Source organism: Rossellomorea aquimaris (assembly GCF_000935355.1).
Taxonomy (GTDB): Bacteria; Bacillota; Bacilli; order Bacillales; family Bacillaceae_B; genus Rossellomorea; species Rossellomorea aquimaris_B.
The window spans coordinates 404,661-430,043 of record NZ_JXZC01000003.1 but is presented as its reverse complement, the minus strand read 5'-3'; the positions used below and the strand labels follow the sequence as shown (position 1 = coordinate 430,043).

Below are 25,383 nucleotides of genomic sequence, written 5' to 3'. Positions count from 1 at the left end.
TTCCTTTTTACATATATCACAAGAGGGACGGACCTCCGCCAAGCTGGAGGTCCGTCCCTCTTATCTACTTACCCAAAAATCCGCCCTCTGATTTTATCAGCTGTCCTGTAATCCATCCGGAATCGTCACTGGCTAAAAATCGGATTAACTTTGCAGCATCCTCTGGTTCACCAATACGTCCCATTGGAAACATCGGGAGTAAGTGCTCCTTTAACTCTTCACTGATCCACCCAGAATCGGTCGGCCCCGGATCAATCGAATTAACCGTGATGCCAATCGGAGCGAGGCCGACGGATAATGGCTCCGTGATGGCAATCAGCATACCCTTTGATGCGATATAGGCCAAATTATTTGGGTCAGGACCCTTAGATACCATATTGATGATCCGTCCGTCTTTTCTTTCAGGAAAGGCTTTTTCATATCGCCTCGCAAATTCCATTGTCAGCATGAGCGTCCCGCTGTTATTCACTTGGTAATGCTTATCCAGAATGTCTCTTTTCAACGTTTGATAATTGGTCGGTGATTCGAACGTCGCATTGTTTACAAGTATGCAAGGTGTTCCCATAGTTTCTTCCACACGATCCATGATCCGACTCGGTGATGCTTCATCACTCAGGTCAACTTCCATATGAAAGGCACTTGAGCCCATTTCTTTTAATTCTTCACATAAGGTGTCCGGAAACTCATTCTCCACTCCATTCCCACTCGTCTCATCAAACGAAGTCCAATGGGTAAAAAAGATATCAGCCCCCGCCCTCGCAAGTGTTCGGCAAATCGCTGCCCCTATTCCTTTTGAACGACTTGCCCCTGTCACGATGGCCACTTTTCCTATTAGATTGGTCATGTCATATTCCTCCGATTTTTAAGGAAGCTAAAAGATGTTACTAAGAGATGTTTATATTCCTGTACAAAAAAGCGGATACAAAGGTATCCACTCATGGCGTTGGGAATTCAATCACACCAGTCGCTCCTTGTATATGATGGTCAAACAGACACACTCCTCCCGTCAGATTGATAGGATCATTGTCTATTTATCTCGTTCATCATTACAAGATTGTCCACATGTCTGATTGAAGTCCCCTTTCGTCTACATCTCTCATTTAGTAGTATAATGGTATTTTTTTCAATGGACAAGGGACGGAGGGACAGGTCCCGGTTTGCGTTGCCAGATGGGACAATGAACCTGTCCCTCCGTCCCTTTATCACTGCCCCGTACCGCTCCCCGAGTCACGACCACCGCCCATCGTGTAATTCTGGTCTTCACCTGGTTTGGTAGAAGGATGTATTCCCTGTACATGCCGGTCGTTCCCTCTTTTCTTTCGCCTGATATCGATGAGCAACGCGAATAATAACGTACCTGTAATCAGGATTACAAATCACCACATCGTACATCACCCCTTCCATTACAATATGAATGAACATTGGTTTCAACTACTTAAAAGAATCCACCTTATATAAAAACTAGTTAAATCCATGCTAAACTTCACATCTCGACTTAACCGCCTGCTCATAGTAAGTCCTGTTAATTCTCCCGGAACAGACTTTAAAATCGATATAAAAAAAAAGCTGTGAATCATCATCATGACTCCCAGCTTTCTCCAATCAATTCAATTGATTCCGTTTATCATCTGCAATCTTAACGTTTTGTCGCTGAAGCAACAAAAACAAGGCAAGGCCGATCAGGATCAAAGCGATTCCGATCCCTTGTTGCAGGGAAATCACTTCTCCCAAAATGAAATAAGCGAGTAAGCAGGTCCCAATCGTTTCCCCGAGGATGCCCATGGAGATCACGGTTGTACTCAGCCATTTTAACAGCCAATTAAACACGGTTTGACCAAAGATCGTTGAAACTAATGCTAGTAGAAGGAAATACCACCATGTTTCTGAAGGATAATCCACGAAAGAAACGTCCTGTGTCAACGCAAAGATCCATAAGAAAATTGAACTGCTGGCATACCCGATGATGGTATAAGGAACGAGGGACAGCTTTTTACGGATATGCTGGCCGACAAAGAAATAGGCTGTGATGACTCCCGCTGCAATGAAGGCTAGGATGTCGCCGTATAATGCTTCTCCACTGATTTGAAAATCCTGCCATGCAATCACGAAGCTTCCAATGATCGCGACCAGACAGCCGATCAGGGCTCCCAACCGGTATCGCTCTTTAAACAGGAAATAGCCTCCCACCATGGCAAAGAGCGGCTGCAATGTGACGATCACCGTCGAACTTGCCACAGAGGTATAATGTAAGGATTCGAACCATAAGACATAATGCGTCGCCAGAAAGACTCCTGACAATAACCCAAGCCCCCATTGTTTCTTGGTAAGGGTAGATAATTCTTTCCTGTTTGATTTGCTTGCCACTAGAAATGGCAGCAGAAGGAGTGCCGCAAATAGCATCCGGTAGAATGCCGTAATCGTTGCTGGAGCATCTGCCAATTTAACGAAGATGGCTGAAGTGGATAGAGCAAAAACGGCCAGGAATAATGTTGTGTAGGTCATGAATGATGATTTCAATCCTTATGCCTCCAAATAGGTTGTTTACTATACTATACAACTAATCTTCAAGTCTTTAAAACAAAATCAGCACTTTCCAACGGACGAAAGGTTTCCATATAATAGTCTTCCGCCTTCCAATATCTCTTTTCAAACTTTTCCCGATTCTGTTTAGTGATTTCTGATTCACGCATAAATCTCTTTTCCCGGGGGCAATCCAAAAAAATGATGTGGTCATAGTATTCTTTCCATTCCTTCCTCTGGAGAAAAACACCCTCAACTATAATGAGTCCTGCCTCAGGAAGCATAACCGATTTCGTATCGTGGGTATCCGTATGAGGATCGTATAATGGCAGGTCGAATTGTTTATCATGCGCCAGTTTTTCAAAGAAGTTTTCTCTTAACCACTGAACGTCCCATTGTAAATGGAAATATTCATACCACTCTTCAAATCCAGTATGATACCGCCGTTTGCGTTCGACGATGTGGTCATCGATGTGGAAGATATGATAGGCAATACCTTCTTGTTCCAGGCATTCCCTGACTTGTTTCACAAACGTTGTTTTTCCGGATCGGCTTAGGCCGTCTATTCCTAAAATGGGTCTCTCCTGAGATGGAATGGCCGAGATGAATTCGCTAAGTTCCAATATACTCACCCTTCCGTTGTAGAAACATATTCTAACAGCTCATCAACGTTCCCCGTACATACTTCAACCTCAGACAGATGATAAAAAGTCGTTGTCTGTGCAAAGTCATGCACTTCATTGTTAGGTGAAAATAAGATCACTCTTTTATTCAGCCCAAGAGCGATTCCCAGTTCAACATGACTCCCTTTCCCCCCAGGCAATAACACGAGGATCACATCGGATTCGATGATGGCCTGCTTTTCTTTTTCACCGATTTGTTTTAACTCTTCAACCGTTGAGGCCCTGTTATTTTGAGTCCAATCATATGTATGGGTATATCCTTTTCTTTTCAAGCGATCACTGACGTCGCGTACTTGATCTATATTTTTGAAGCTTGAGCCAATATAAAACTTCATGTGAGACTCCCTCCTGCCTCGCCTAAATAATATCTTAATAGTAACATAAGGCACCCTAAGAAAAACGGAACTTCTATGATTAGAAATTCCGCTTTTGTCGTGGTTCTTCCCTCAGAAATTCAACTGATCATCTTCTCTTCGACCAAATCGGTGAGTGTTTTTTCAGCTTTGTAGAAACTCCCAGCTTATTGTTTAATAAAAGCAATCACCATGATCCGGCGAGATTCTCATCCCTACTATTAATTCATCACCCATTTATCCTTCAGGAATAGGACTCTTCCAACCACAAATATAACTAGCATTAAAAGAAGGTTGCTTCCGAACGTCAGGAAGAGATGCTGATAATCGATCACACCCATGAACAGTTCTTTAAATTGGCTGAACAAGTTCAGGACTGGTATGGCAAAGTGCTGGAAAGATAGTTCATTCAGCCCAACATTCGTGATGATCATACCAGGAAAGGCAACGAGCATCATGATCGGTGCGCTGTAGCTTTGTGCTTCTTTAACGGTTTTCCCTATAATGCTGGTGATCATTTGAAGTGATGCAACGAACACCGCATACACGATGGTGAGAAGCAAGGAAAGGATGATGATCAAATACACATCATCTCCAAAGGATACAGCAGCTTTAAGATTTTCTGTAAAGAGACTGATTTCAATCGCCAGCACGATCAGCGTTACGATTCCCGTGACCACACCCACGGTTGCAATGGTCAGCCACTTTGCCATCAGAAGTGTGGAGCGTTTGACCGGAGTCATAAGTAAGGCCTCCATCGTCTTCTTCTCTTTTTCACCGGCAAACAAATCGGCTGCAGATGGCCCCGTTCCCACCCCTATAGAAATGGCCAGTATCAATGGAACAAGAAAGGCGAGTAGGAACATGCTTGTGTCATCGTCTGATATCTCCTGTTGAGTGATGTTGAATGGCTTAATAATGGAAAGGTCCGTCCCTTGAGCTTCGAGTCTATCTGCTGTCACTTGTTTCTCATAGGCGGTCAGTGCAGTTGTGACTAAATTCATAAGGTTGCTGGATTTCTGGCTTAAGGAGTCGCCGATGATAGTCACACCAGCTTCTTTTCCTTGTTCAATGTTACGCATGAAACCAGGACTTACAATCACGGCGGCAAGGGCATCCCCCTCTTCAACGGACTTTTGAGGGTCAGCAGTTTTTACAATATCAATCGTTTCATACCCTGAAAATAGATCTGTCACTTCTTTGTTAATAGATGAATCGACTGCAAGGGTGTACGATTCCCCTTCATCACCCGAAACCATATTTTCATAGAAGAGTACAAGCCCGCTCATCATGAAGATGGGCAATAGGACCGTCAGCAACAGGGTTCTTCTATCGCGAAAGCTGTCCTTCAATTCTTTCAAATAGATATTAAGAAGCATAATGTTCATCCCCTCTCACCAGCTTGCTCATAAAGATATAGTTCAGATCCCGGCTCTTTTCTGTTTGATAGAGGTGCTCGATGTCGCCGTGATACACCAATTCCCCTTTATGCATCATCGCTACCTTGTCGCATAGTAAGGACACTTCCTCCATGATGTGACTGGAGAAGACAATCGTTTTCCCTTCGCGCTTCAGCTGATGGACGAGCTGGCGAAATACGTTGGAAGACGTAATGTCCAACCCTGTGGTTGGTTCATCGAACAGGATGATGTCAGGATTGTGGATCAACGTTCTCGCGATGGCAACCTTTTGACGCATACCTTTCGAGAAACCTGATACTTTCCGGTCAAGATAATCCCTCATCCCGAACATCCTCGCCAGATCATCGATTCGCACCTTCGTTTCGTGCTTACTCAATCCATATAACAAAGCAAAGTATTGAAGGTTTTCACGGGCGGTCAATCGGTCATAGAGTCCTGTTTCCCCTCCGAATAGGACACCGATTTTCGTCTTGATTTCATTTGGATTTTTGACCGTATCATATCCTGCGACTTGCACAGTGCCCTCAGTAGGCGTCAGAAGAGTCGCGATTGTTCGGAGCAGGGTTGTCTTTCCAGCCCCATTTTCCCCTAGCAAACCAACGACCTCACCCTTTTTCACTGAAAAAGAGACATGCTTTAGCGCTGTGACATACTTCTTCTTATCCTTGAACTGTTTCGTTACTTCGTGTATGTGTATCACTTTCTCTCACCTCATCCATTTATTTATCTTAGGTCCATCATACAAACAAAGCAGGAAACAATCTCCACTTATGTCGTGAAAAGTCCATTTCATGTCGTGAAAATGCCAAATTCTTCTTTGAAAATGGTAAAATAAAGGGAACTTCAGAAGGTGCGAGGCGAGAAGAGATGAAAATCGGTCTAGTAGACGATCGGATGATAGATTTAGAGAAATTAAATGGCATCATTTCCCGCATACAGAATGTGGAGATTATCTTCTCCACCACTTCAGCAGAAGAAGCCTATGATCAGATCAAGAAAGAAACTATTGATTTGTTGATAGCCGATATCGAGATGCCTCATTTGTCAGGGTATGAGCTGGCGGATATCATTCATTCCCATGCCCTGAATATTTCCGTCATATTCGTAACGGGAAACAGTGGCTATGCCGTCCATGCCTTTGAATTGAATGTACATGACTACATCATGAAGCCCTATACCAATGACCGCTTGATGAAATCCATCGAACGCCTGATGGAAAAATCAAGGTCCGCTGAATTGACAGGCAGACTCTATTTAAAGCAAAAGAATGATATCCATATTGTGCAGAAGAAGGACATTGTCTTTATTGAACGGTCCGGGCGAGCGACTACGATCTACACCAAGGAAGAAGAAATAAAGACCTATCTCACCTTGAATGAACTTGAGGGTGAATTACGGGAACGGGACTTCATCCGATCCCATCGTTCCTTCATCATCAACATTCACTACGTCAAGAACTTCTCTCTCTATGCAAAAAATTCATATGTGATCACATTCGAAGGACTTGACAAGCAAGCCATGATCACAAAGGAAAAGGTGGATTTCCTGCAAAAATATTACTTTTAGAAGGTGGAAACGCTGTGAAATATTCGAACATCTACTGGGTCATCCTCCCCTGTCTGGGATTCGTGCATCTACAAGCACTCTTTTTGAATATGCCTTGGGAGGTTCCTTTTTATATAACGTTTCTAGTAGTCTCACTGATTGTGTATCTTTTATATAAAAAAATCGGGATCACTTTCCTTGAGACAGGTCTCCATTGGAACACAGCCCTCATCCTGATGCAGTTACCACTGCTGACCCCATACTTTATCATGAAGACCTCATGGTTTTACGGAGTATTTCTGGTAATGTTCATCGGGATGGAATGGGTGCGACTAAACGTGTCCAGGCAAATGACAGAGCTAATCCAGGAGAACAGACAATTCGAAGTAGAACGGGCTCAACTCACGGAAACCTTTCGAATCGTACGCAGTGAACGCCACGATTTCCTCAAGCATATTTCCTCCATCCATTACATGCTTGAAAATCGACACCATGAAGAGGCTTCAGCCTACATGGATGATTTAGTGGATGGTTATGAGGAAACTAATCTCTCCATAAAGGGGGAACGGGGAAGCGTAGCAGGAATCCTTCATCAAATGTACAATCGTGGAAAGGCTGCGGGGTTGTCCATGATTTACGATGTAGATATGCCTCTATCCACCCTGCCCATTCCAGATAAAAAGTTGGTCGCACTACTTGGAAACCTGTTATCCAATAGCATCGAAGCTTCCATTGGGTGGCAGAATCACTACGGCAAACCTGCCAGCGTCACCCTTCAATTCTACAAACGAAGCGGCCTTTACGTGCTCATCTGTCAAAATCCGAGCCTATCCATTCCGATCCACATTCTGGATAAGCTTTATCAGAGCTATGGACATACGACAAAAAGTGAAGAACACGAAGGCCTCGGAACCAAGGTCATCCAGGATACAGTCGATGATCATCAAGGCTACCTGGACTTTGTATATCGAGAGGAAGAATTCACAGTGAAGATTAAATTTCCTGCGATTCATTCGTGATAAACTAAACCTTTGTATTCGGGTGAAGGTCCGTCCCTCTATTTGAACGTAATGTGTTCCATAAAGTTTTACCAATATAATAAAAGGGAATAGACCAGTTATGATTAAACACTCGAGAGGGGGGATTCTGATAATGGGTGATACAAGTACTGCGCTATTTGTAGTTATACCAATGACCATTATTCTGATCCTTATTGTCGCCACGATCCTTTTCTTTAGAAGAAAGTCAGAAAAGGATAAAGATTTTTAAGTTCACAGTGGTACGGCGAAACGAAATCTCCCAGTTGTTGAGGAAGTCCTTCAAAACTGGAATGATCGGCAAATAAAAAGGGCGTCCTAAAATCAGTAAATGCTGACTTTATGGCGACCCTTTTTTATACGGTTCATTTTTAATATGTGTCTGTAGCCGTTTTTTCGAGCCCAATTTCCCTATACATCCCCTTAAACATAAGTGAAATGTCCTCTTTTACAGATAACGTTTTTATTGAAATAATCAGTTCTCTTTCATGCCACGAACTTCGTGCTCAAGCAAATTTATACCTTCTGAGTTTCTGCTTTTTTCTGTTCTTGCCAAGTAAGAATCATACTCGGAACCCCCGCCATCATACTTACGATAAAACTCCACATCACATAACGCCACTCTCCTGTGAAAAGCGACACTCCGATGAAAAACACCAGCTGTCCCACAAGGGCAAACCATGAAGCAATCCAGGCCAACCTTAAATTTTGTTTCATTTACAGTCCTCCTCTTCGTACAAAACGGCACTAAATGAATCCACCACCCCTTATTACCAATTATTTCAAAACACTTCAAATAACTCAATCACTAATTTAATTTCTGTATAACTCGTACAATTGGGGAGGGACGGACCTCATCTCCCTAGAAATCCTTTGTTTTTAAGGATTGTTAGGTAATGATAAGGTCCGTCCCTCTTCATTGTTCATGAGAAAAGAATTCCATACTCTGGAGATGGGGCATGGGGAATTCATTAAAAAGGGGGTTGGCCCCCAGGTCTACATGCGACTTTTTGGCCAACCCGTTTTATGCAGTATTTTACTCTGGGAGTAAAACTTCATCGATTACGTGAATCACTCCATTGGAAGCCTGGATGTCCGCCTTTACTACATTGGCATTGTTGACGCGTACTGGATCCAGTGAGATATCCACGGTTTTCTTGGCAAGCGTTTCAGCTTTCATCCCATCTTTTAGGTCTGTAGACATCACTTTCCCACTAACGACATGGTACAAGAGGATGTCTTTCAGATCTTCTCTTGCTAGTAATTCTTCTGCTGTAATGCCTAATTTCTTCAGCAGCTTTTCAAATGCAGCATCAGTAGGGGCAAATACCGTATACGGCCCCTCGCCTTTCAATGTCTCCACCAGGCCGGCTTTCTCTAAAGCTGCTGCAAGCGTTTTGAATTGCCCCGCTTCCACAGCCGTGTCAACGATATCCTTGCTTGCCGGAGCCTGGCCCTCTGCTGCTGATACTCCATTTGAAAGGGACAGGAATACCATGAATACTGCCATAATCAAAGCAAATGTTTTGTTTTTCATCCTTATACCTCCTGATATTTTTTTATGTAAACAGGTGTTTACTCAAAAGGTAGTATTTGTTTTCAAAAGCAGATTATCCATTTTATTGAAGATTAAGTGAAGATCCTTATCGTTAATGAGAGAAAGAGGGACGGACCTTGAACATCCTATCTGATGTTCAAGGTCCGTCCCTCATAGTTTCAGGCTACTCTCTACTATAGAGGTCCTCTTCTATATGTTCCAACAATGGACTCGGTTCGCCTACGCTGAATAGCTGCAGCTCATGCATGGCTCTTGTGCAGGCCGTGTAGAATAAGCGTCTGAGGCTTTCGTCTCCATATGATCGAGCAGATGCATCATAGAGTATGACGGCGTCAAATTCGATTCCTTTTGCCAGGTAGGCAGGGATGACGACTACACCTTGCTCATATTCAAGGGAGGCGCTTTTCATGAGCTTGATGCCTTTCACACCGCTTAAGGAGGCGTATGCGGCTTCACTTTCTCTCGCAGATTTACATATGATGGCTATGGAATGATAATCCTGGCCCTTCCACTCCTCTATTTTTGCTTCAATCTGCCTGTGAAGTTCATTGTGATCAGCGACCTGGGTGAGCACCGGTTTATCCCCATCCCGGTCAAATGGGGATATCTCGTCGCCCCCAGGCACAAGCCGTCGGGTGAACTCGATGATCGGTTTAGTGGATCGGTAGCTCTGAGTCAGGTTGATCACCTCGGTTTTATCCCTTCCGTAGAGTCCCGTCAGCGTGCTGAAATCCACGTGCTTTCGGGCATGGGCAAAGATGGCCTGATTAAAGTCGCCGAGCACGGTCATTTTGGCTGAAGGAAACAGCCGCTTGATGAATTCGAATTGAAACGGTGAGTAGTCCTGGGCTTCGTCGATGAGTACATGCTTTATCGATGTATTCGTCTGAAAGCCGAGAATCAGCTCTTTTAACAATAAAAAAGGAGTCGCATCCTCGTAGGACAATTTTCCTTCCTCGAGCATGTTCACGGTCGAACGGCAAATATCTTCCCATACTTCAGGGATCTCCCCGTCCCATAATGTGGAGATGTTCGCAGGATCAGCAAAAAGCTGTAGATACATTCCCTTTACGTCCACATAACGGAATCTCTCGATCGCTTTACGCAGTCCCTTGAATCTCCTGCGAACAGTCAATCGGGCCAGCGCCTCATATTCGATCTCATAATCATTCGAGGGATTTTTCTTCTGCAGGTGTTTATGCGCTTTGTGATAATCCTCATTGCTCATCAGTTCAATTTCTTCTTCTACCCAAGGCTTACTCCGTTCAATCTTCTCTGCTTCATCGATCTGTTGATGGATCCACTCATTCAATTTTTCCAGCCTGTTATGAAAACGCAGTGACGCATCACTGGTATAAAATCGTTCCGTGATTTGGCTTGCTGTGACCATCGGCTTTCCCCGAAACTTAATCCCTTTGAATCGCATCCCGGATTCCTCCAATGACGCTCTATATAATTTAATGATGTCAAAGAAATCCGTCGATGCCTTGAAGGAGATGCTTGCCGTCCTGGTCCGGTATGATGGGGCATCCGTTTCAGTCAGGACATACTCCAATTGACTGTATGGAACCTCCAATTCGAACTCCTCACTCAAACGATGGTCCAAATATTCCTGAAAGGTCACCTGCTCCATATTCTCTTCCCCTAGCTCGGGCAGTACGTTCGATACGTAGCTGTTGAACATGGCGTTCGGGGAGAACAGAATGATTTGATCCGCCTTAAGACTGCCCCGATATTTATAAAGTAAATACGCAATCCTCTGAAGGGCTGCCGACGTTTTCCCGCTGCCCGCCGCACCTTGAACAATGAGCAGCCGAGCGTGATCGTGCCTGATGATTTGATTCTGCTTCTGCTGGATGGTTGCCACAATGCTGTGCATATGGGTATCGGTCCGCTTCCCCAGCACCTCCTGCAAAATTTCATCCCCAATCGTCAGGCTGGTATCGAACATGGAATCGATGACACCGTCCCGGATCAGATACTGCCATTTTTTCTCCAGCGTTCCTTTGATTATGCCACCCGGTGTGGTGTATTCTGAGGGACCTGGCGGATAATCATAGTAAACGCTCGAAATCGGAGCGCGCCAGTCATAGATCAGGAAATCTTCCCCACTTTGATCCGTGAGGGTGGCAATGCCGATATAGACCTTTTCAGGGGCCGATTCTCCTTCTTCGGTAAAATCAATGCGTCCGAAATAAGGCTTACCCTTCATGCGCTGTAGAGCAGATAACTTTTTTACAGCCTGTCTGTAAGTGCTTTGACTGACGGTCAACACCTGTGCCTGCTGCCTTAAACTGAGGACGGTTTCCAGAAAATCATCGAACGTATCCGTATTCACCTTGACCTCATCCCAGAAGTGTTTGCGGATCTCCACCACTTCCTCCTGGCGACGTCCGGTTTCATCCTCCAGACGTCCGATTTGCTCCACAATCGTCTCAATGACACGGTCCACACGTTTCTGCTCCTGCCGAATTTCAAGATTCATCCAAGCACTCCTTTTCGTAAAAAATTGAGGGTTGACGAAAGAGTAAATTATGTTATATAATTATTATTGAGGTAATATGTTTTAATTTACTCGATTTAAGTGTTTCTGTTCTAATTTACCACAAATATCTACACTAATCAATATAAATTGAAAGACTGTCGGACGATTGATTTTCGTTTGGCAGTCTTTTTTTGTGAGAAAAATAGAGGGACGGACCTCATGATTCATGTGAATCACAAGGTCCGTCCCTCTGCATTATAGGAGACCCTTTCCCTTAGCAGTATATTTTTCCATGATTGATGCAGGCACAAGGTTCCCGCCTGTCGCCCACACTAGATGAGTCGATTGATTTAATTGATGACTAGTCAGTGAGAGGGATTCAAGGTGCTTACGTATTTGGGGTAAGGTTGGCCCCAACATCCCCGCAAGCGCGGAAGGCTCTAAGGAAATGGATTCTGATTTCTGTAAAAGAGCCAGCATTTTAAATAGGTTCTCATCTTTCACAGTATACACGCCGTTCACCAGTTCCTGCACCATCCTTCCAGCTAATGCCGAAGGGCGCCCGACTGCCAGTCCATCGGCTTCTGTCCGATTACTTAATCCTATATCCTGTACAGAAATGTTTTCATGCTTTCCGGTTGAAAGACCAAGGAGCATGCAGGGAGAATTGGTCGGTTCGGCAAAGTAACAATGAACATGATCACCAAATACATGCTTCAGCCCGTACGTCACCCCTCCAGGACCTCCACCAACACCGCATGGCAAATACACGACCAATGGATGATCCCGGTCAACCTTTATCCCCTCTTCCTCAAACTGCTTCTTTAACCTCAGTGCAGCTACTGCATAGCCCATGAAAAGATCCTTTGAATTTTCATCATCTATGAAAAAACAATTCGAATCCTTCATGCATTGCATTCGCCCTTCTTCAACGGCATAGGAGAAATCGTTCTGATGCTCGATCACCGTTACTCCTTTTTCCCTGAGAAGCTCCTTTTTCCACTCTTTCGCTTCACGCGACATATGGACCGTCACATTGAAACCCAGGGCTGCACCGATGGTCCCGATACTTAAGGCCAGGTTTCCTGTCGAGCCTACGGCAATGGAGTACTGTGAAAAGAACTCCTTAAACGGGGGATTGGCTAATACTGAGTAGTCATCCGCCAGTTGGATCAGGCCGTGATCAAGCAAGAGTGTTTCTGCCAGTTTCAGTACTTCGTAGATTCCCCCTCTGGCTTTAATGGAACCGGCAATGGGCAGCTCATTGTCACATTTCAAAAGTAGCCTTCCAGGTATAGTGGTGTGATAAAACTCCTGTAGTGCCAACTGCATATCCGGGAGCCCTTGGATAGGGGATTCAATGATACCATTCTTCCCTTCTGTTTCGGGAAATACATGTTTTATGTATGGGGCAAACCGTAGAAGTCTCTCTTCGGCTTCATAAATATCCCTTCCATCTACAGTGTTGGTATTAGGATTGCCGGATATTAATGAAGAGTTTGACCAAAAAGTCTCTTTCATTGATTTCAAATCGGAAAGTAAAGCTGGTTTCAAGCCATATGTATGTTCCATCATTCATCCCCCTCTCAATTTACGTATCATTCTACAGAAGTTTTTGCGCCTTTAGTAGTTAAATGTTGACTATTTATCGGAGGAGAGGAATATGGAGGAATCAGCCTGACACTCTTTGTAGAATTCTATGATTTTTTATCAATTTCCGGGGAAATAGTTGTAGAAATTTGGAGGACGAGGCGACCTCCCCCTCGTCCCGGAGGAATTATCATAGTGTTTTTGAGTTTGTCGGGACAAGGTGCCTGTCCCCCTGTCCCATTCGATTGGAATGAAGAGCCATGGTGACACTTAATACAATAATACTTGCACCGATCAGTTGCATTCCACTTACCGATTCCTTCAACACAATATACCCGACCACCATTGCCACAAACGGTTCTATATTCAGGAGCAGGGATGTATTCGTAGAGCCGACTTCTGATATGCAATGGTTCCAAATAAGCGGACATATCCCATGCATGATGATCGCTGTAAAGAAAAGCAGCATCCAAATGCTGAAGGGGACGGACCTTAGAAAAGAAACGTCGGAGAACGGCAAAAACACAGTCATCAAGATCAACCCCACCATGGTAGAATAAAAGGTCAATAGAATAGAAGAAAGCTGCTTTGCATATCGTTCCACAAGGACCATGAACACGGAAAATGTAAGCATCGTGAGAAAGATATATCCTTCTCCCATACCGATCACGAGGGTCCCTTTCTTCATGATGACCAAAAGCACGCCGAAAAAGCTGAGTAGGCTCCAAATCCAGAAGAATGTACTTTTACGTTCCTTAAATACAAACGAATTGATGAGGGATGTACAGATGGGAGCCGTAGCCAGGATCAAGGCAGCCGTTACGGGTGATGCCGTGGTCAAGCTGGCATAGAAGCTCCAGTGATTCAAGGTCACGCCAATGAAACCGATGAACACCAGTGGGACGATCATGGATTTCAATGAACGAAATCGTCTAATTGACTTGAAGAATAACATATACAAGAACAGAGTAATAAAAATAAGCCGTAGAAAAGCGATTTCCATCGGCTTGAAATATTGCACTAATATCGCACCGAAAATAAAATTACTTCCCCAGCAGACCACACAAAAAAGGAGGCCCATGTAGAGATACACAGGCTTTCCATTTATCTTTTCTATCATTTCACCAGCTCATGGGTACTCCAGAGAGACCCATATACCACTTTCCCTTTGTTCATCACGGCCAGTCGTTTCGGTCTTCGGGCAACGACTTCAGCTGATGAAGCGGCGTCCACAAATATAAAGCTTGCATCATCTTCCACTTTCGGCCACTTGTATTCACCTTTTTTCGTCAGTGCCGTTGTTCCTCCCGTTATCCACTTCAGACTGTCCCTTAAGGATGCCTCATCGCTTCTTCTTGTCACCTGACCGTATTTATACACTTTCTCTAACACGTCCCCGTGACCCAGTGGACTCCAGGAGTCATAGAATCCATCACACCCAAGATGGACCTTCACACCATGGTCATCCAAAAGCTGGATTGGTGGAAGGGACTTTGTCAGAGGAATGGTCGACATGATCGCCACTCCATTTTCTCTTAATCTCTCCGCCAGTTCCATTTGCTTCACTTCCGGTACCTCTCCGATACAGAAGGCGTGGCTGATGGCTGTGCGGTTTTGCCAGTTCGTCTCTTCCACCATATCCATCCACTTATCAATCGTGTATGTTCCTACATGCCCGCTATCGTGTAAATGGATGTCTACATCCGCGTTGAACTCCGTTGCGATATTCATGGTTTCATAGAGTGACTTTTCAATCGAGCGATCGATTCCTGCAGGATCGAGGCCTCCTACCATGGTGGCTCCATTTCGCATCGCTTCTCTCATCAATGTCGGCACGGAATCTCTTAATAATCCATGCTGCGGGAAGGCAATGATATCTGCGGTGACTGCATGTTTATACTCGTCCAATGCCTCGATGACACCTTCAAGGTTCTTCAATCCAATGTATGGATCAATGTTTACGTGAGTGCGGATATGCGTTGAACCATTTGAAAGGATTTCCTCGATCATACGTTTCGCTCTTTGTTTGGTCGTTGGTGCGAGTTCTGTCAACTCCTCTGCTTCAAACTGCAGTCTTTCTTTCAGATTTTTAACGGGCTTCGTCGCTTTCCATCCAAGGGATAGATAGGTTTTATCCAAATGGTTATGCATTTCTTTAAAGGTGGGAATGGCCAGGAGACCTTTCACATCATAGACTACATCAGCATTCTCGGGTATGGATTGTGTATGAGGCAGCTGTTGGACGATTTTCCCTTTTTTGACCCCGAGATGAAATTGCTCTGTTTTCGTTTCGGTCATTCCTTCATTTTCAATGTTCCCTACTTCAAGCTTTACATTTTTCAGCCAGATCATCGAACCGTCTCCATTCTATTATTTATTGATCAGTACAGATTCAGATTGAGGCAGCGTCACCTTTTCCCCGTTCTTATAAACAGAATCGATTTTGGCTCTCCTTGCCACTGCTTCAGCTGAACAGCTCGCTTCCACCAGGAGGAAGTCTGCTGCGTGCCCCACTTGAGGCCATACCTGTTTTCCTGCGTCATCCAATGGCGTGATCCCACCCGAAGCATATTTCCATGTACGGTTGATGGAATACTCATCGATCAGTCTGAATCGTTCAGCAAGTATATTCAGCTTCTCGATCGTATCCCCGGTTCCAAAAGGGGACCAATGATCGGTTAAGCTGTCATGCCCGACGGATACCTGTAAACCGTACTGATCCAGAGTCGAAACCGGAATGGTCGGACGGTTAATCGGGATCGTCGTAGTAATGTCAATCTCTTGATCTTTCAGGATGGACATCATGTCTGTAAGAGATTGCCCCTCAAGATCACCAAGTGCAATGGCATGACTGATCGTCACACGCCCCTTCAAGTTCGCCTCTCTTGTAAAATCTGCAAGACGTTCAAAGGTGAAAGCCCCAAGCGTGTCCGGGTCATGAAGGTGAATATCGACACCAGCATTATTCTCAGTGGCAATATCAAACGTTGTATAGAGTGATTGATCGATCTGACGGTCCACCGTCGCCGGATCGACTCCCCCGACAAGGGTGGCACCATTTTTCATGGCTTCCCTCATCAGTCCCACTGAATTGCTGCGCAGGAGCCCATGCTGAGGAAACGCTACAATGTCATAAGTGAGGTGATGTTTATATTTCTCTAATGCTTTAACGGTGACTTCCAGGTGCTTTAAACCGGAAGTCGGTTCGATGTTGCAATGGGTCCGGATGTGAGTGTGGCCATGTTGAAGCAGCAACTCGATCATCTTTTCCGCCCTATCCTGGGCGTATGGCAGTTGCTTTGGCAGCAGTTCCTGCTCTTCTTCTATTCTCGTGAAAATACCTTTAGTGATTGGCCGGCATGCCTTCCACGGACCGCTATAGTAGGTTTTATCGATATGAATATGCATCTCACGGAAGGAAGGCAGGATCAATTTTCCTCTTGCATCCAATACAGCTGCTCCAACTTCAATCTCTGATTCGTCTTTCGTGATGGCCGTAATCTTTCCATCTTCTATTTTGACATGGGCACATTCCGTAACGGTTCCTGTCACGACTCCATTCTCTTTCTCAAATCCCGTTTCCATTCTCACATTCTTCATCCATACTGTTTTCATCCAATCAGCCTCCAAGATTTAGTGTTTACAAGGTTACAGATGGTGCTCATCCACCGTTCCATGGTCTATTCGATTGTTGCGTCATTCACCATTAAGTAGTTGGCGGCACTCAACCAGAAATCCTTCACTTCATTGTTGTACACTGCTAAATGCTCGTAGTTTCGGATTGGAATGTATACCGCTTCTTCCATTTCAATGGTCATCGCTTCTTCATATAATGTCTTTCTGACTTCAGGGTCCACTTCTTTTCTTGCCTGCTCGATGAGATCATCGACTTTTTCATTTGTGTAATAGAAATGGTTTCCTGGTGAACCATGGGAAGCAGAGTGGAACAAGTTGTACTGGTTGTAGTCTCCATCACCTGTTGCATTCCCCCAACCTCCGATGAACATATCTTGTTCTCCTGTGTCTACAGCTTCAATATACGCACCATATTCAAGCACTTGAATATTCACTTTGATCCCGATTCCCTTCAATTGGGACTGAATAACTTCTGCCATATTGATCCGTTCTTTACGGTCACTTGTTATCAGTGTCAGCTCCAGACCTTTTTCGAATCCTGCTTCTTTCAAAAGCTCCTTGGCAGAATTCGGGTCATACTCATATGGTTTCACGTTTTCACTATGACCGAATACTTGTGGGCTCATGGCAGCATTCGCTAATGTACCCACTCCGTTATAGACACCTTTTATGATCGCTTCTCTTTCAATCGCCATGGAAATGGCCTGCCTCACCTTTACATTATCGAAGGGCTCTTTTTGTGTATTGAATCCGACATATTCCACCGCCAGCCCTTCTGTTCGGTACAGATTCAATGTGTCGGAGCTTTCGATGCGCTCGATTTCAGTCACGGGCACTTGATCACTGATATGAGCTTCACCCGTTTCAATCATCGCTAAGCGGGTAGCGTCCTCTGGTACAACCTGAAACTCGATTCCATCGATATTCGGCTGCTCTCCCCAATACTCATCATTTTTTTCAAGGGTGATGGACTGACCTGATTTCCATGACTTGAAGGCAAATGGCCCGGTTCCGATCGGGTGCTTAGCAAGACTATCAGGATTTTCCTTCACGGCTTTCGGGCTCATGATGCTTCCTTCGTTACTTGCAAGGATCGATAAGAGAGGTGCATAAGGAGCATCCAGCTTGAACTGCACTTTATATTCATCCAGTACATTGATCTCTTTGATCATCCCGAGTTTATCCTTTTGAGGGGAACCGGTGTTGGGATCCAGTAAGCGGTCGAACGTTACTTTGACAGCCTCAGCGTTCAATTCAGAACCGTCATGGAACGTGATTCCCTCATTTAATGTGAATTCCCATGTCATATCGTCCGGCTGCTCCCAGCTTTTCGCCAGTGACGGAACAATGTTCATTTCTTTATCAAACGTCACAAGGCTTTCGTACACCTTTTGATAAAGTACATTGGCGGACGGAATATCTGTGATGAAGTGGGGGTCCAAATTGGTTGCATCGGATAATCGGACGACCTTCAGTACCCCGCCTTCTGATTCACCGCCTTGTTTACTTGCGGTTTCACTTTCTACATTACTTGTCGAACACGCCTGGGTGATGAGCATGACCATCACGATCAATAATCCTGCGATCCCCCTGAAATGCTTCTTCTTTTCTTTCAATTCCTCCACTCTCCCTTTTCCGTATTGTTGGTGCCTATCTGCATTATAAAAAAGAAAACAGTGAATGATTTTCAATATCTTTACCAACTTTTTAATTATTTTGACAATTCAAACTTATCACCTTCCCTTTCCACCCCTCTTCCTCTATCTTTGAATTACACAAATCATTTCAATGAGGAGGAAATGTCATGTCGACAGAACTCAAAGTTCAAGAACTTCAATCACCCATACTTGATTCAAAACCGAGCGTTTTTGAAAAAAGGATCAAACCCTTCTGGGACACCTTTTCGAAAAACAAGGCAGCTGTAGTTGGAGGAGGGATCATTATCTTCTATATTTTCATCGCCCTGTTTGCTCCTTTACTCGCTGTCTATGACCCTTATGACATTCAACTGGACAATAAACTCCAGCCCCCGAGTACAGAACATTGGATGGGGACGGATGATAAAGGACGGGATATCCTTGCAAGAATCCTCTACGGCTCCCGTCTTTCCATGGGGGTCGGCTTTGCCGCAGTCGGCTTCGGTGCATTCTTCGGCATCATCATGGGGTTGATTTCAGGGTTTTACGGAGGTTGGATCGATACCTTCATCAGCAGAATCCTCGATGTCATGCTTGCTTTCCCTGGGATCCTATTGGCTCTTGCCATCATCTCTGCCCTCGGACCGAGCCTCGTGAATGTCATGATTGCCGTCGGGGTGTTTTCCATCCCTCTATTTGCAAGGGTTGTCCGGGGATCGACGCTTGAAACGAAGAAGCTTGAATATATCGATGCGATTCGTTCGCTTGGAGCCAATGATTTCATCATCATCTTCAGGCACATCCTGCCGAACATTTTATCTCCCATCATCATTCAAGGATCCTTGCGACTCGCCACCGCCATCCTTTCAGCAGCAGGATTATCCTTCCTTGGATTAGGGGCACAGCCCCCTTCACCTGAATGGGGTACGATGCTGTCCAGTGGAAGGGACTTTTTATTTACGGCTCCCTATATCGCCCTCTTCCCGGGGCTGGCGATTTCCATTCTAGTACTTGGCTTTAACCTGTTCGGGGACGGCCTTCGGGACGCACTTGATCCGAGACTGAAATCATAAAAAGGAGGAATAGGAAATGATACTGTACATTTTCAGAAGATTAATAGAAATCATCCCCGTCATATTCGGTGTGACCCTGGTTGTCTTTCTCATCATGCAGATGGTTCCCGGAGACCCGGCTATCATACTTGCTGGGGAAGGGGCATCGAAAGAAGCGATCGACCAACTACGGACAGAACTCGGCTTGAACCGCCCACTGTATGTTCAATATGGAGAATACATCATGAATGTGTTCCAGGGTGACCTTGGACAATCTCTGAAGAGCCAGCAGCCGGTCATCCAGGAAATCATGACCCGCTTACCGATCACGATTGAACTGGCCTTCTACAGTATTCTCATTACGATTGTCCTTGGAATGACCGCTGGAATCATATCTGCTGTCAGACCATACTCTGCCACCGATATTTCCGTGATGATCGTCGCTTTATTAGGGATTTCCCTTCCAAGCTTCTTTCTGGGTCTTCTATCCATCTATTTATTCTCTGTAAAACTTCAGCTTTTACCTGTTGCAGGATGGGACAGCATGCTGCACATCATTTTACCGGCCTTTACGCTGGGAGTCGGAGGAGCTGCCATCGTAGCCAGGATGACCCGTTCCAGCATGCTGGAGGTCGTAAGGCAGGATTATATCCGTACTGCTCAGGCAAAGGGTTTGAAAAGCTTTGTCATTATTTATAAGCATGCCCTGCGCAATGCATTGATTCCGGTCATTACGGTGGTTGGCCTTCAGTTTGGGGCACTTCTCGGAGGGACGGTACTAATCGAATCCGTCTTTGCCATTAATGGGCTCGGCCGTATGATCGTCGACTCGATCCGTACACGTGACCTACCTATGGTTCAGGGCGGAGTACTGGTCGCATCCCTGGTCTTTGTGATCGTCAATTTATTCGTAGATGTTTTATACCGATTCTTTAATAAACGAATTGAACTTAACTAGGAGTGGTTGCAATGAGTAAAAATGTGGTCTTGGAAGTAAAGAACTTAAAAACCCATTTCACTTCAAAAAAAGGAGTGACGAAAGCCGTTGATGGCATCGACTTTGTCCTTCACGAAGGCGAGACGCTCGGGATTGTCGGAGAATCGGGCTGCGGAAAAAGTATGACCTCCCTTTCCATTCTTCGCCTTGTCCCCTCCCCTCCAGGAAAAATAGTGGACGGGACCATTGAATTGAAAGGAAAGGACATCCTTAAAATGTCCGATTCTGAGCTTAGAAAGGTGCGGGGGAACCAAATTTCCATGATCTTTCAAGAGCCGATGACGTCGTTGAATCCTGTCATACCGGTCGGGGAGCAAATTGCAGAAGCCATACGCGTCCACCAAAAGCTCGGGAAAAGAGACGCACGGAAGAAGGCGGTGGAAATGCTCGAATTAGTTGGCATCCCTTCTCCTGAACAAAGGGCGAAACAGGAGCCTTTCCAGCTGAGCGGCGGAATGAGGCAGCGCGTCATGATTGCCATGGCCCTTGCCTGCAACCCGGAAGTCCTGATTGCCGATGAACCGACTACGGCACTTGATGTGACGATCCAGGCACAAATCCTTGAGCTGATGAAGGACCTTCAGAAAAAGCTGAATATGGGCATCATCTTCATCACACACGACTTGGGAGTGGTAGCCGAGCTATGTGACAAGGTGGCGGTCATGTATGCCGGACAAGTGGTGGAATATAGTTCGACGGAACAGTTATTCTCCAATCCGAAGCATCCCTACACAAATGGGCTGCTCTCTTCATTACCGAAATTGCACGAAGACCAGGCAGAGCTGGAAACGATGCCGGGAAGTGTCCCTTCCCCCTATGACATGCCAAAAGGGTGCCGGTTTTCGCCCCGCTGCGCATTGGCGACTGCACGATGTCACGAGGAAGAGCCACAGCTCAATTCCTTAAAGGATGGCAGTCAAATCAGATGTTTTCTATATAACGCCGAGAAAGAGGTGCAGATGACATGACCGCTGTGATGACCGAAAAAAAACCTATTTTAGAGGTGAAGGGCCTGAAACAGTACTTCCCTATCAAAAGGGAGTCATTGTTCGAGCCGAAACAAGTTGTAAAAGCCGTGGATGATATTACCTTCACCCTGTATGAAGGTGAAACCCTCAGTATCGTAGGTGAGTCCGGCTGCGGCAAATCGACAACCGGCCGTGCCATCCTGCAATTGGATAAACCGACCGAAGGCAGCATTCAATACAAGGGAATCGAATTGAACAGTCTATCCAAAAAGGAATTAAGAAACATGAGGGGAGATATCCAGGTCATTTTCCAGGATCCCTTTGCCTCTCTGAATCCTAGACAAACGGTCAGAAAGATCCTCAAAGAAGCCATGACCATACAAAAAGTACTGCCCCCTTCAAAGCATGAAGATCGTATGAAGGAATTATTGGACTATGTGGGTCTCCCGATTACATCGCTTGACCGTCTCCCCCACGAATTCAGCGGCGGTCAGCGACAAAGGATCGGAATCGCACGGGCATTGGCGGTCAATCCGAAAGTGATCATCTGTGATGAAGCCGTATCGGCACTGGATGTATCCATTCAGGCACAAATCTTGAACCTGTTAAAGAAACTTCAGAAAGAATTGAAATTGACGTACCTCTTCATTTCCCATGATTTAAGTGTTGTACGTCATATATCCGATCGGGTGATCGTCATGTATCTGGGGAAGGTTGTCGAAATAGGGACAAAGCATGATTTATTCGACCACCCTACCCATCCTTATACCAAAGCCTTGCTTTCGGCCATACCAGTACCTGATTTTTCAAAGAAAAGAGAAAGAATCCTTTTAAAAGGGGATGTCCCTTCCCCATTGAATCCGCCTGCAGGGTGTAAGTTTCACACCCGCTGCCCTCTGGCAACGGATTTGTGTAAAGCAGAACTGCCTCCTATGACCGGTCATGGGGAACATTTCACGAGGTGCCATTATGTCTAAACATATTTTCAGAATCTTAGTTTTCTTATAAAATAGAAAGTATGACTCATCCCTTTAGGAGTTCTTCACATGATTACACAAGAATCCTTTTCATTTTATATCATGCTGTCCGTATTAGCCCCAATCATTGGGGCTTTTAGCTTATTATTTCTCTTTCTGTTTGAAAAACGATTCGATCAACTGGAGAAAGAAAAGAACGAACTGCTCCTGAAACAGGAACTACAGGAAGCAAAATACAACCAACTGAACCAACAGATCCAGCCCCACTTCTTTTTCAATACACTTAATGTCATCCTGAGCTTGGCACGTCTGAATCGCAAGGAAGAATTGATTTCTGCCATCGAGGTGCTTTCCAAATACTTTAAGTTTAAATACAAACAGACTGATCCATTGATCACCATGGATGAGGAGATCCAATACACCCGATATTATCTCGACATTCAAAGGTTGAGGTTCAGAGATCGGCTCGATGTAGTATGGAGCGTGGGAGAGAGCTGCAAGTCTTCCCTAGTCCCTCCTTACCTCCTGCAGACCCTTGTCGAAAACGCCTTTAAACATGGCCTTGAAAAGCATCCCGGGCAAGGAAAGCTGATCATCATCCTGAATGAGCAAAGGAACAAAGTGTATGTAGAAGTATGGAACAGCAGCTCGTCATCTGCTTTGGACAACCCTGATATTCAAAAGGAAGACCGGGGAATTGGATTACACAATATCCAGAAGCGATTACAGATGCTCTTTCCTAAGGAAGAAATCCTCATTCAGCTGAATGAAGAAGCCGGAGGAACGAGTGTCCAGATCTTCTGGCCTTATATGACCAGAGAAGACACCATTACTTGATGAAGGAGGAAGCGTCATGCATATTTTGCTCGTTGACGATGAGCCCCTGGAACTGGAGCAGCTCAACTACATGATTCACGAAAAATACCCTTACTGGACGATTCATACAGCCGCGGATGCATCACAGGCGTTAAAGGTCCTGACGGAACACCCGATCCGTCTTACGCTCCTCGACATTCAACTGCCTGGTAAATCAGGGATCGAACTCGGAATGGAAATGAAGAAATATGACCATATCGACATCATTATGGTCACGGCGTACCAATCATTCGATTATGCACAGGCATCCCTGCGACTCGGAGCAAAGGATTATTTGACAAAACCGATTATTGAAGAAGAATTATTCCAAGTGCTCGACCACTATAAATACGCATCCATCCAATCCCATATCGTGCAGGAAGCGTTGACGATCATCCATGAACAATACAGCGATAAGCTTTCCCTTTCTTCATTGGCGAGCCAGATCCATATCAACGGTACGTACCTGAGCAGAAAATTTCATGAAGAGATGGGGATCAGCTTCTCTGAGTACCTGAATGATTTCAGGGTCCAGGCCGCACAACGATTACTGCGGCAGGATACCGAAAAGTCCATCTCTTCGATTTCAGAAGCGTGCGGATTCAGCAGCCAGCACTATTTCAGTTCATTATTCAAGAAGCAAACAGGATACACTCCAAGGGAATATCGGATAAGAGAGAAGGTATAAATCAATGAAGCCACGAACGTATCGTGAGTATATACAAGGGACCATTACGTTTGGAGTGGCGTATGGAGTCGTTTCACTCCTGGCAAGATGGGTGACCGGCAATACGATTTTGTCTTCTCCTGAAACCCTCGTGAAATATGGACTGCTTGGTGGAATTGGCTACGCCATGATGGGAGCCACCGCTCTCTTTCTATTCGGGTGGATCACCCCCTATATCAGGGAACGATTCCCACACTCCATGACTCTGGGGGATGTATTGAAAGAAAGACTACGTGGCAAGTCATACTGGTTCGTCATGTGGGTATTGCTCCTGACAAGCCTGGACTCCCTTCTTATACAAGCACTGGGGGCAGGCGTGTTATTTCATTTTCTATTAAAAACACCTATCTATGTAGGGTTACTCGTATTCTTTTTATACTGCTTCCTGTTGTCCATAGGAGGCATGAAGCAAATCCATCGCTTTGAAGGAATTCATATCTCGTTTATTTTTGCAGCCATCATCCTGATTCCCGTTTATTTTTTTATCCAAAAAGGTATTTTTCCCGTTTATGATGGATTGCTTCTTTATCATCCCTACTTATTATTTCTGAAACATAATGAAATCACCTTGTTCATTCTTACCGCATTTCTGATTGGATTCGGACAAGTATTGATCGATCGGGCGAGCTGGCAGCGGATCTATATCATTGAAAAATCCAAGGTCCGAACATCCTTTATGATGGCGGGGATCATATGGGCGACCATTCCCCTTGCCTTCACCGCGATTGTACTGATTGCGGTTTATGGGCAGGGCTTTGAAAACATTTACTCCATATTGAGTCAGCTGGTGGAGAAAATCGACTCATTGTTCCTGCTTCTATTATTTATCGGCTGCTGCTTCAGTGCCATCGCCTCCACCGTGGGGGCCGAGCTCCATGCCACTTCGATCATGGTCATCCGCAATATGCTGAACGACACGTTCGATTGGAGTGAAGACCAGCAATTGAAAAAGACCTATTTAGTCTCCGGTGTGCTTTCCCTTTCACTCTTTCTCATCAGCTCGATCTTGTCACCGAGCCTGATGGAGCTTATCTTCTTTTTCGCCCAGGTGTATGCAGCCATCATTCCGACGATGTTGGCGGTCATCTTTTATAAAAGAACGATCCCGTTGCTTCTACCTTTTTGTTCGTTGATTGGTTTAGGAACCGGGTTGCTGTCTCTCCTAAGCTACAATTCAATTCAATCGACCTGGGTCAGCTTTGTCGTGTCGAGTGGGTTAGTGGTGATATCACTGGTGATTAATGAGATTCGGATCCATAGAAAATGAGAGCAAATTCATATCGGTTCTGTAAGAGAGTCGTCAAATAGGCGGCTCTTTTGTCTTTATGGACTTAGACATCTA

Annotated in this window: 24 protein-coding genes; 10 read left to right on the top strand and 14 right to left on the bottom strand. The window is 45.0% G+C overall.

Going from position 1 to position 25,383, the window contains the following annotated elements:
• Positions 1-64: 64 nt before the first annotated feature.
• From TV75_RS11720 to TV75_RS11695, 6 genes are all read right to left on the bottom strand, one after another.
• On the bottom strand, positions 65-844 hold the full coding sequence (locus TV75_RS11720) for an SDR family oxidoreductase (RefSeq protein WP_044338905.1): 780 nt from the start codon (positions 842-844) through the stop codon (positions 65-67).
• Between the two features lie 758 nt (positions 845-1,602).
• Entirely contained in the window at positions 1,603-2,502 is a 900-nt protein-coding gene (locus TV75_RS11715; protein ID WP_437176711.1) for a DMT family transporter, read from the bottom strand.
• Between the two features lie 62 nt (positions 2,503-2,564).
• A complete protein-coding gene (locus TV75_RS11710; RefSeq protein ID WP_044338903.1) occupies positions 2,565-3,143 on the bottom strand; it encodes a kinase in 579 nt (192 codons plus the stop codon).
• Between the two features lie 5 nt (positions 3,144-3,148).
• Complete coding sequence (locus TV75_RS11705; RefSeq protein WP_044338902.1) at positions 3,149-3,538, bottom strand: nucleoside 2-deoxyribosyltransferase; 390 nt, start codon at positions 3,536-3,538, stop codon at positions 3,149-3,151.
• Positions 3,539-3,777: 239 nt separating this feature from the next.
• Positions 3,778-4,935: an ABC transporter permease gene (locus TV75_RS11700; RefSeq protein ID WP_044338901.1), complete on the bottom strand. Its 1,158-nt coding sequence runs from the start codon at positions 4,933-4,935 to the stop codon at positions 3,778-3,780.
• On the bottom strand, positions 4,925-5,677 hold the full coding sequence (locus TV75_RS11695) for an ABC transporter ATP-binding protein (protein ID WP_044338900.1): 753 nt from the start codon (positions 5,675-5,677) through the stop codon (positions 4,925-4,927). The genes TV75_RS11700 and TV75_RS11695 overlap by 11 nt, the downstream gene beginning before the upstream one ends.
• A gap of 167 nt (positions 5,678-5,844) precedes the next feature.
• On the opposite strand from TV75_RS11695, the gene TV75_RS11690 reads away from it, so the two are divergent.
• The 3 genes from TV75_RS11690 (at position 5,845) to TV75_RS21865 (ending at position 7,791) form a co-directional block, all read left to right on the top strand.
• Positions 5,845-6,543 (top strand): LytR/AlgR family response regulator transcription factor, encoded by a 699-nt coding sequence (locus tag TV75_RS11690; protein ID WP_044338899.1) that lies wholly within the window; start codon positions 5,845-5,847, stop codon positions 6,541-6,543.
• 14 nt (positions 6,544-6,557) lie between these two features.
• Positions 6,558-7,541 carry a sensor histidine kinase gene (locus tag TV75_RS11685; RefSeq protein WP_052504538.1) on the top strand — a complete coding sequence of 328 codons (984 nt, stop codon included), beginning with the start codon at positions 6,558-6,560 and terminating at the stop codon, positions 7,539-7,541.
• A 133-nt stretch (positions 7,542-7,674) separates the two neighbouring features.
• Positions 7,675-7,791: an LPXTG cell wall anchor domain-containing protein gene (locus TV75_RS21865; RefSeq protein WP_156142407.1), complete on the top strand. Its 117-nt coding sequence runs from the start codon at positions 7,675-7,677 to the stop codon at positions 7,789-7,791.
• 284 nt (positions 7,792-8,075) lie between these two features.
• Here the strand turns inward: TV75_RS21865 and TV75_RS11680 are convergent, their stop codons facing one another.
• From TV75_RS11680 to TV75_RS11645, 8 genes are all read right to left on the bottom strand, one after another.
• Positions 8,076-8,276 carry a hypothetical protein gene (locus TV75_RS11680; protein WP_044338898.1) on the bottom strand — a complete coding sequence of 67 codons (201 nt, stop codon included), beginning with the start codon at positions 8,274-8,276 and terminating at the stop codon, positions 8,076-8,078.
• 319 nt (positions 8,277-8,595) lie between these two features.
• The gene (locus TV75_RS11675; RefSeq protein WP_044338897.1) at positions 8,596-9,096 is read right to left on the bottom strand and encodes a fasciclin domain-containing protein; all 501 of its coding nucleotides are present in this window, start codon (positions 9,094-9,096) and stop codon (positions 8,596-8,598) included.
• A gap of 184 nt (positions 9,097-9,280) precedes the next feature.
• The gene (gene helD / locus TV75_RS11670) at positions 9,281-11,602 is read right to left on the bottom strand and encodes an RNA polymerase recycling motor HelD (protein ID WP_044338896.1); all 2,322 of its coding nucleotides are present in this window, start codon (positions 11,600-11,602) and stop codon (positions 9,281-9,283) included.
• A gap of 255 nt (positions 11,603-11,857) precedes the next feature.
• Positions 11,858-13,177: a D-serine ammonia-lyase gene (locus tag TV75_RS11665; RefSeq protein WP_156142405.1), complete on the bottom strand. Its 1,320-nt coding sequence runs from the start codon at positions 13,175-13,177 to the stop codon at positions 11,858-11,860.
• Between the two features lie 205 nt (positions 13,178-13,382).
• Positions 13,383-14,312 (bottom strand): DMT family transporter, encoded by a 930-nt coding sequence (locus TV75_RS11660; protein ID WP_044338894.1) that lies wholly within the window; start codon positions 14,310-14,312, stop codon positions 13,383-13,385.
• Positions 14,309-15,544: an amidohydrolase gene (locus TV75_RS11655; RefSeq protein WP_044338893.1), complete on the bottom strand. Its 1,236-nt coding sequence runs from the start codon at positions 15,542-15,544 to the stop codon at positions 14,309-14,311. The genes TV75_RS11660 and TV75_RS11655 overlap by 4 nt, the downstream gene beginning before the upstream one ends.
• An 18-nt stretch (positions 15,545-15,562) precedes the next feature.
• Complete coding sequence (locus tag TV75_RS11650) at positions 15,563-16,807, bottom strand: amidohydrolase family protein (RefSeq protein WP_044338892.1); 1,245 nt, start codon at positions 16,805-16,807, stop codon at positions 15,563-15,565.
• 65 nt (positions 16,808-16,872) lie between these two features.
• Positions 16,873-18,393: a glutathione ABC transporter substrate-binding protein gene (locus TV75_RS11645; protein WP_172655723.1), complete on the bottom strand. Its 1,521-nt coding sequence runs from the start codon at positions 18,391-18,393 to the stop codon at positions 16,873-16,875.
• 239 nt (positions 18,394-18,632) lie between these two features.
• On the opposite strand from TV75_RS11645, the gene TV75_RS11640 reads away from it, so the two are divergent.
• From TV75_RS11640 to TV75_RS11610, 7 genes are all read left to right on the top strand, one after another.
• Complete coding sequence (locus TV75_RS11640) at positions 18,633-19,538, top strand: ABC transporter permease (RefSeq protein WP_044338890.1); 906 nt, start codon at positions 18,633-18,635, stop codon at positions 19,536-19,538.
• 16 nt (positions 19,539-19,554) lie between these two features.
• Positions 19,555-20,475, top strand: a complete 921-nt coding sequence (locus tag TV75_RS11635; protein WP_044338889.1) for an ABC transporter permease — start codon at positions 19,555-19,557, stop codon at positions 20,473-20,475.
• 11 nt (positions 20,476-20,486) lie between these two features.
• Positions 20,487-21,482, top strand: coding sequence for an ABC transporter ATP-binding protein (locus TV75_RS11630; protein WP_044338888.1), 996 nt, complete (start codon positions 20,487-20,489; stop codon positions 21,480-21,482).
• Complete coding sequence (locus tag TV75_RS11625; RefSeq protein WP_082051256.1) at positions 21,479-22,459, top strand: ABC transporter ATP-binding protein; 981 nt, start codon at positions 21,479-21,481, stop codon at positions 22,457-22,459. The genes TV75_RS11630 and TV75_RS11625 overlap by 4 nt, the downstream gene beginning before the upstream one ends.
• 69 nt (positions 22,460-22,528) lie before the next feature.
• Positions 22,529-23,296, top strand: a complete 768-nt coding sequence (locus tag TV75_RS11620) for a sensor histidine kinase (RefSeq protein ID WP_044338887.1) — start codon at positions 22,529-22,531, stop codon at positions 23,294-23,296.
• Positions 23,297-23,312: 16 nt separating this feature from the next.
• A complete protein-coding gene (locus TV75_RS11615; protein WP_044338886.1) occupies positions 23,313-24,002 on the top strand; it encodes a response regulator transcription factor in 690 nt (229 codons plus the stop codon).
• Between the two features lie 4 nt (positions 24,003-24,006).
• Positions 24,007-25,308 carry a membrane protein gene (locus TV75_RS11610; protein ID WP_044338885.1) on the top strand — a complete coding sequence of 434 codons (1,302 nt, stop codon included), beginning with the start codon at positions 24,007-24,009 and terminating at the stop codon, positions 25,306-25,308.
• The last annotated feature ends 75 nt before the right edge of the window (positions 25,309-25,383 follow it).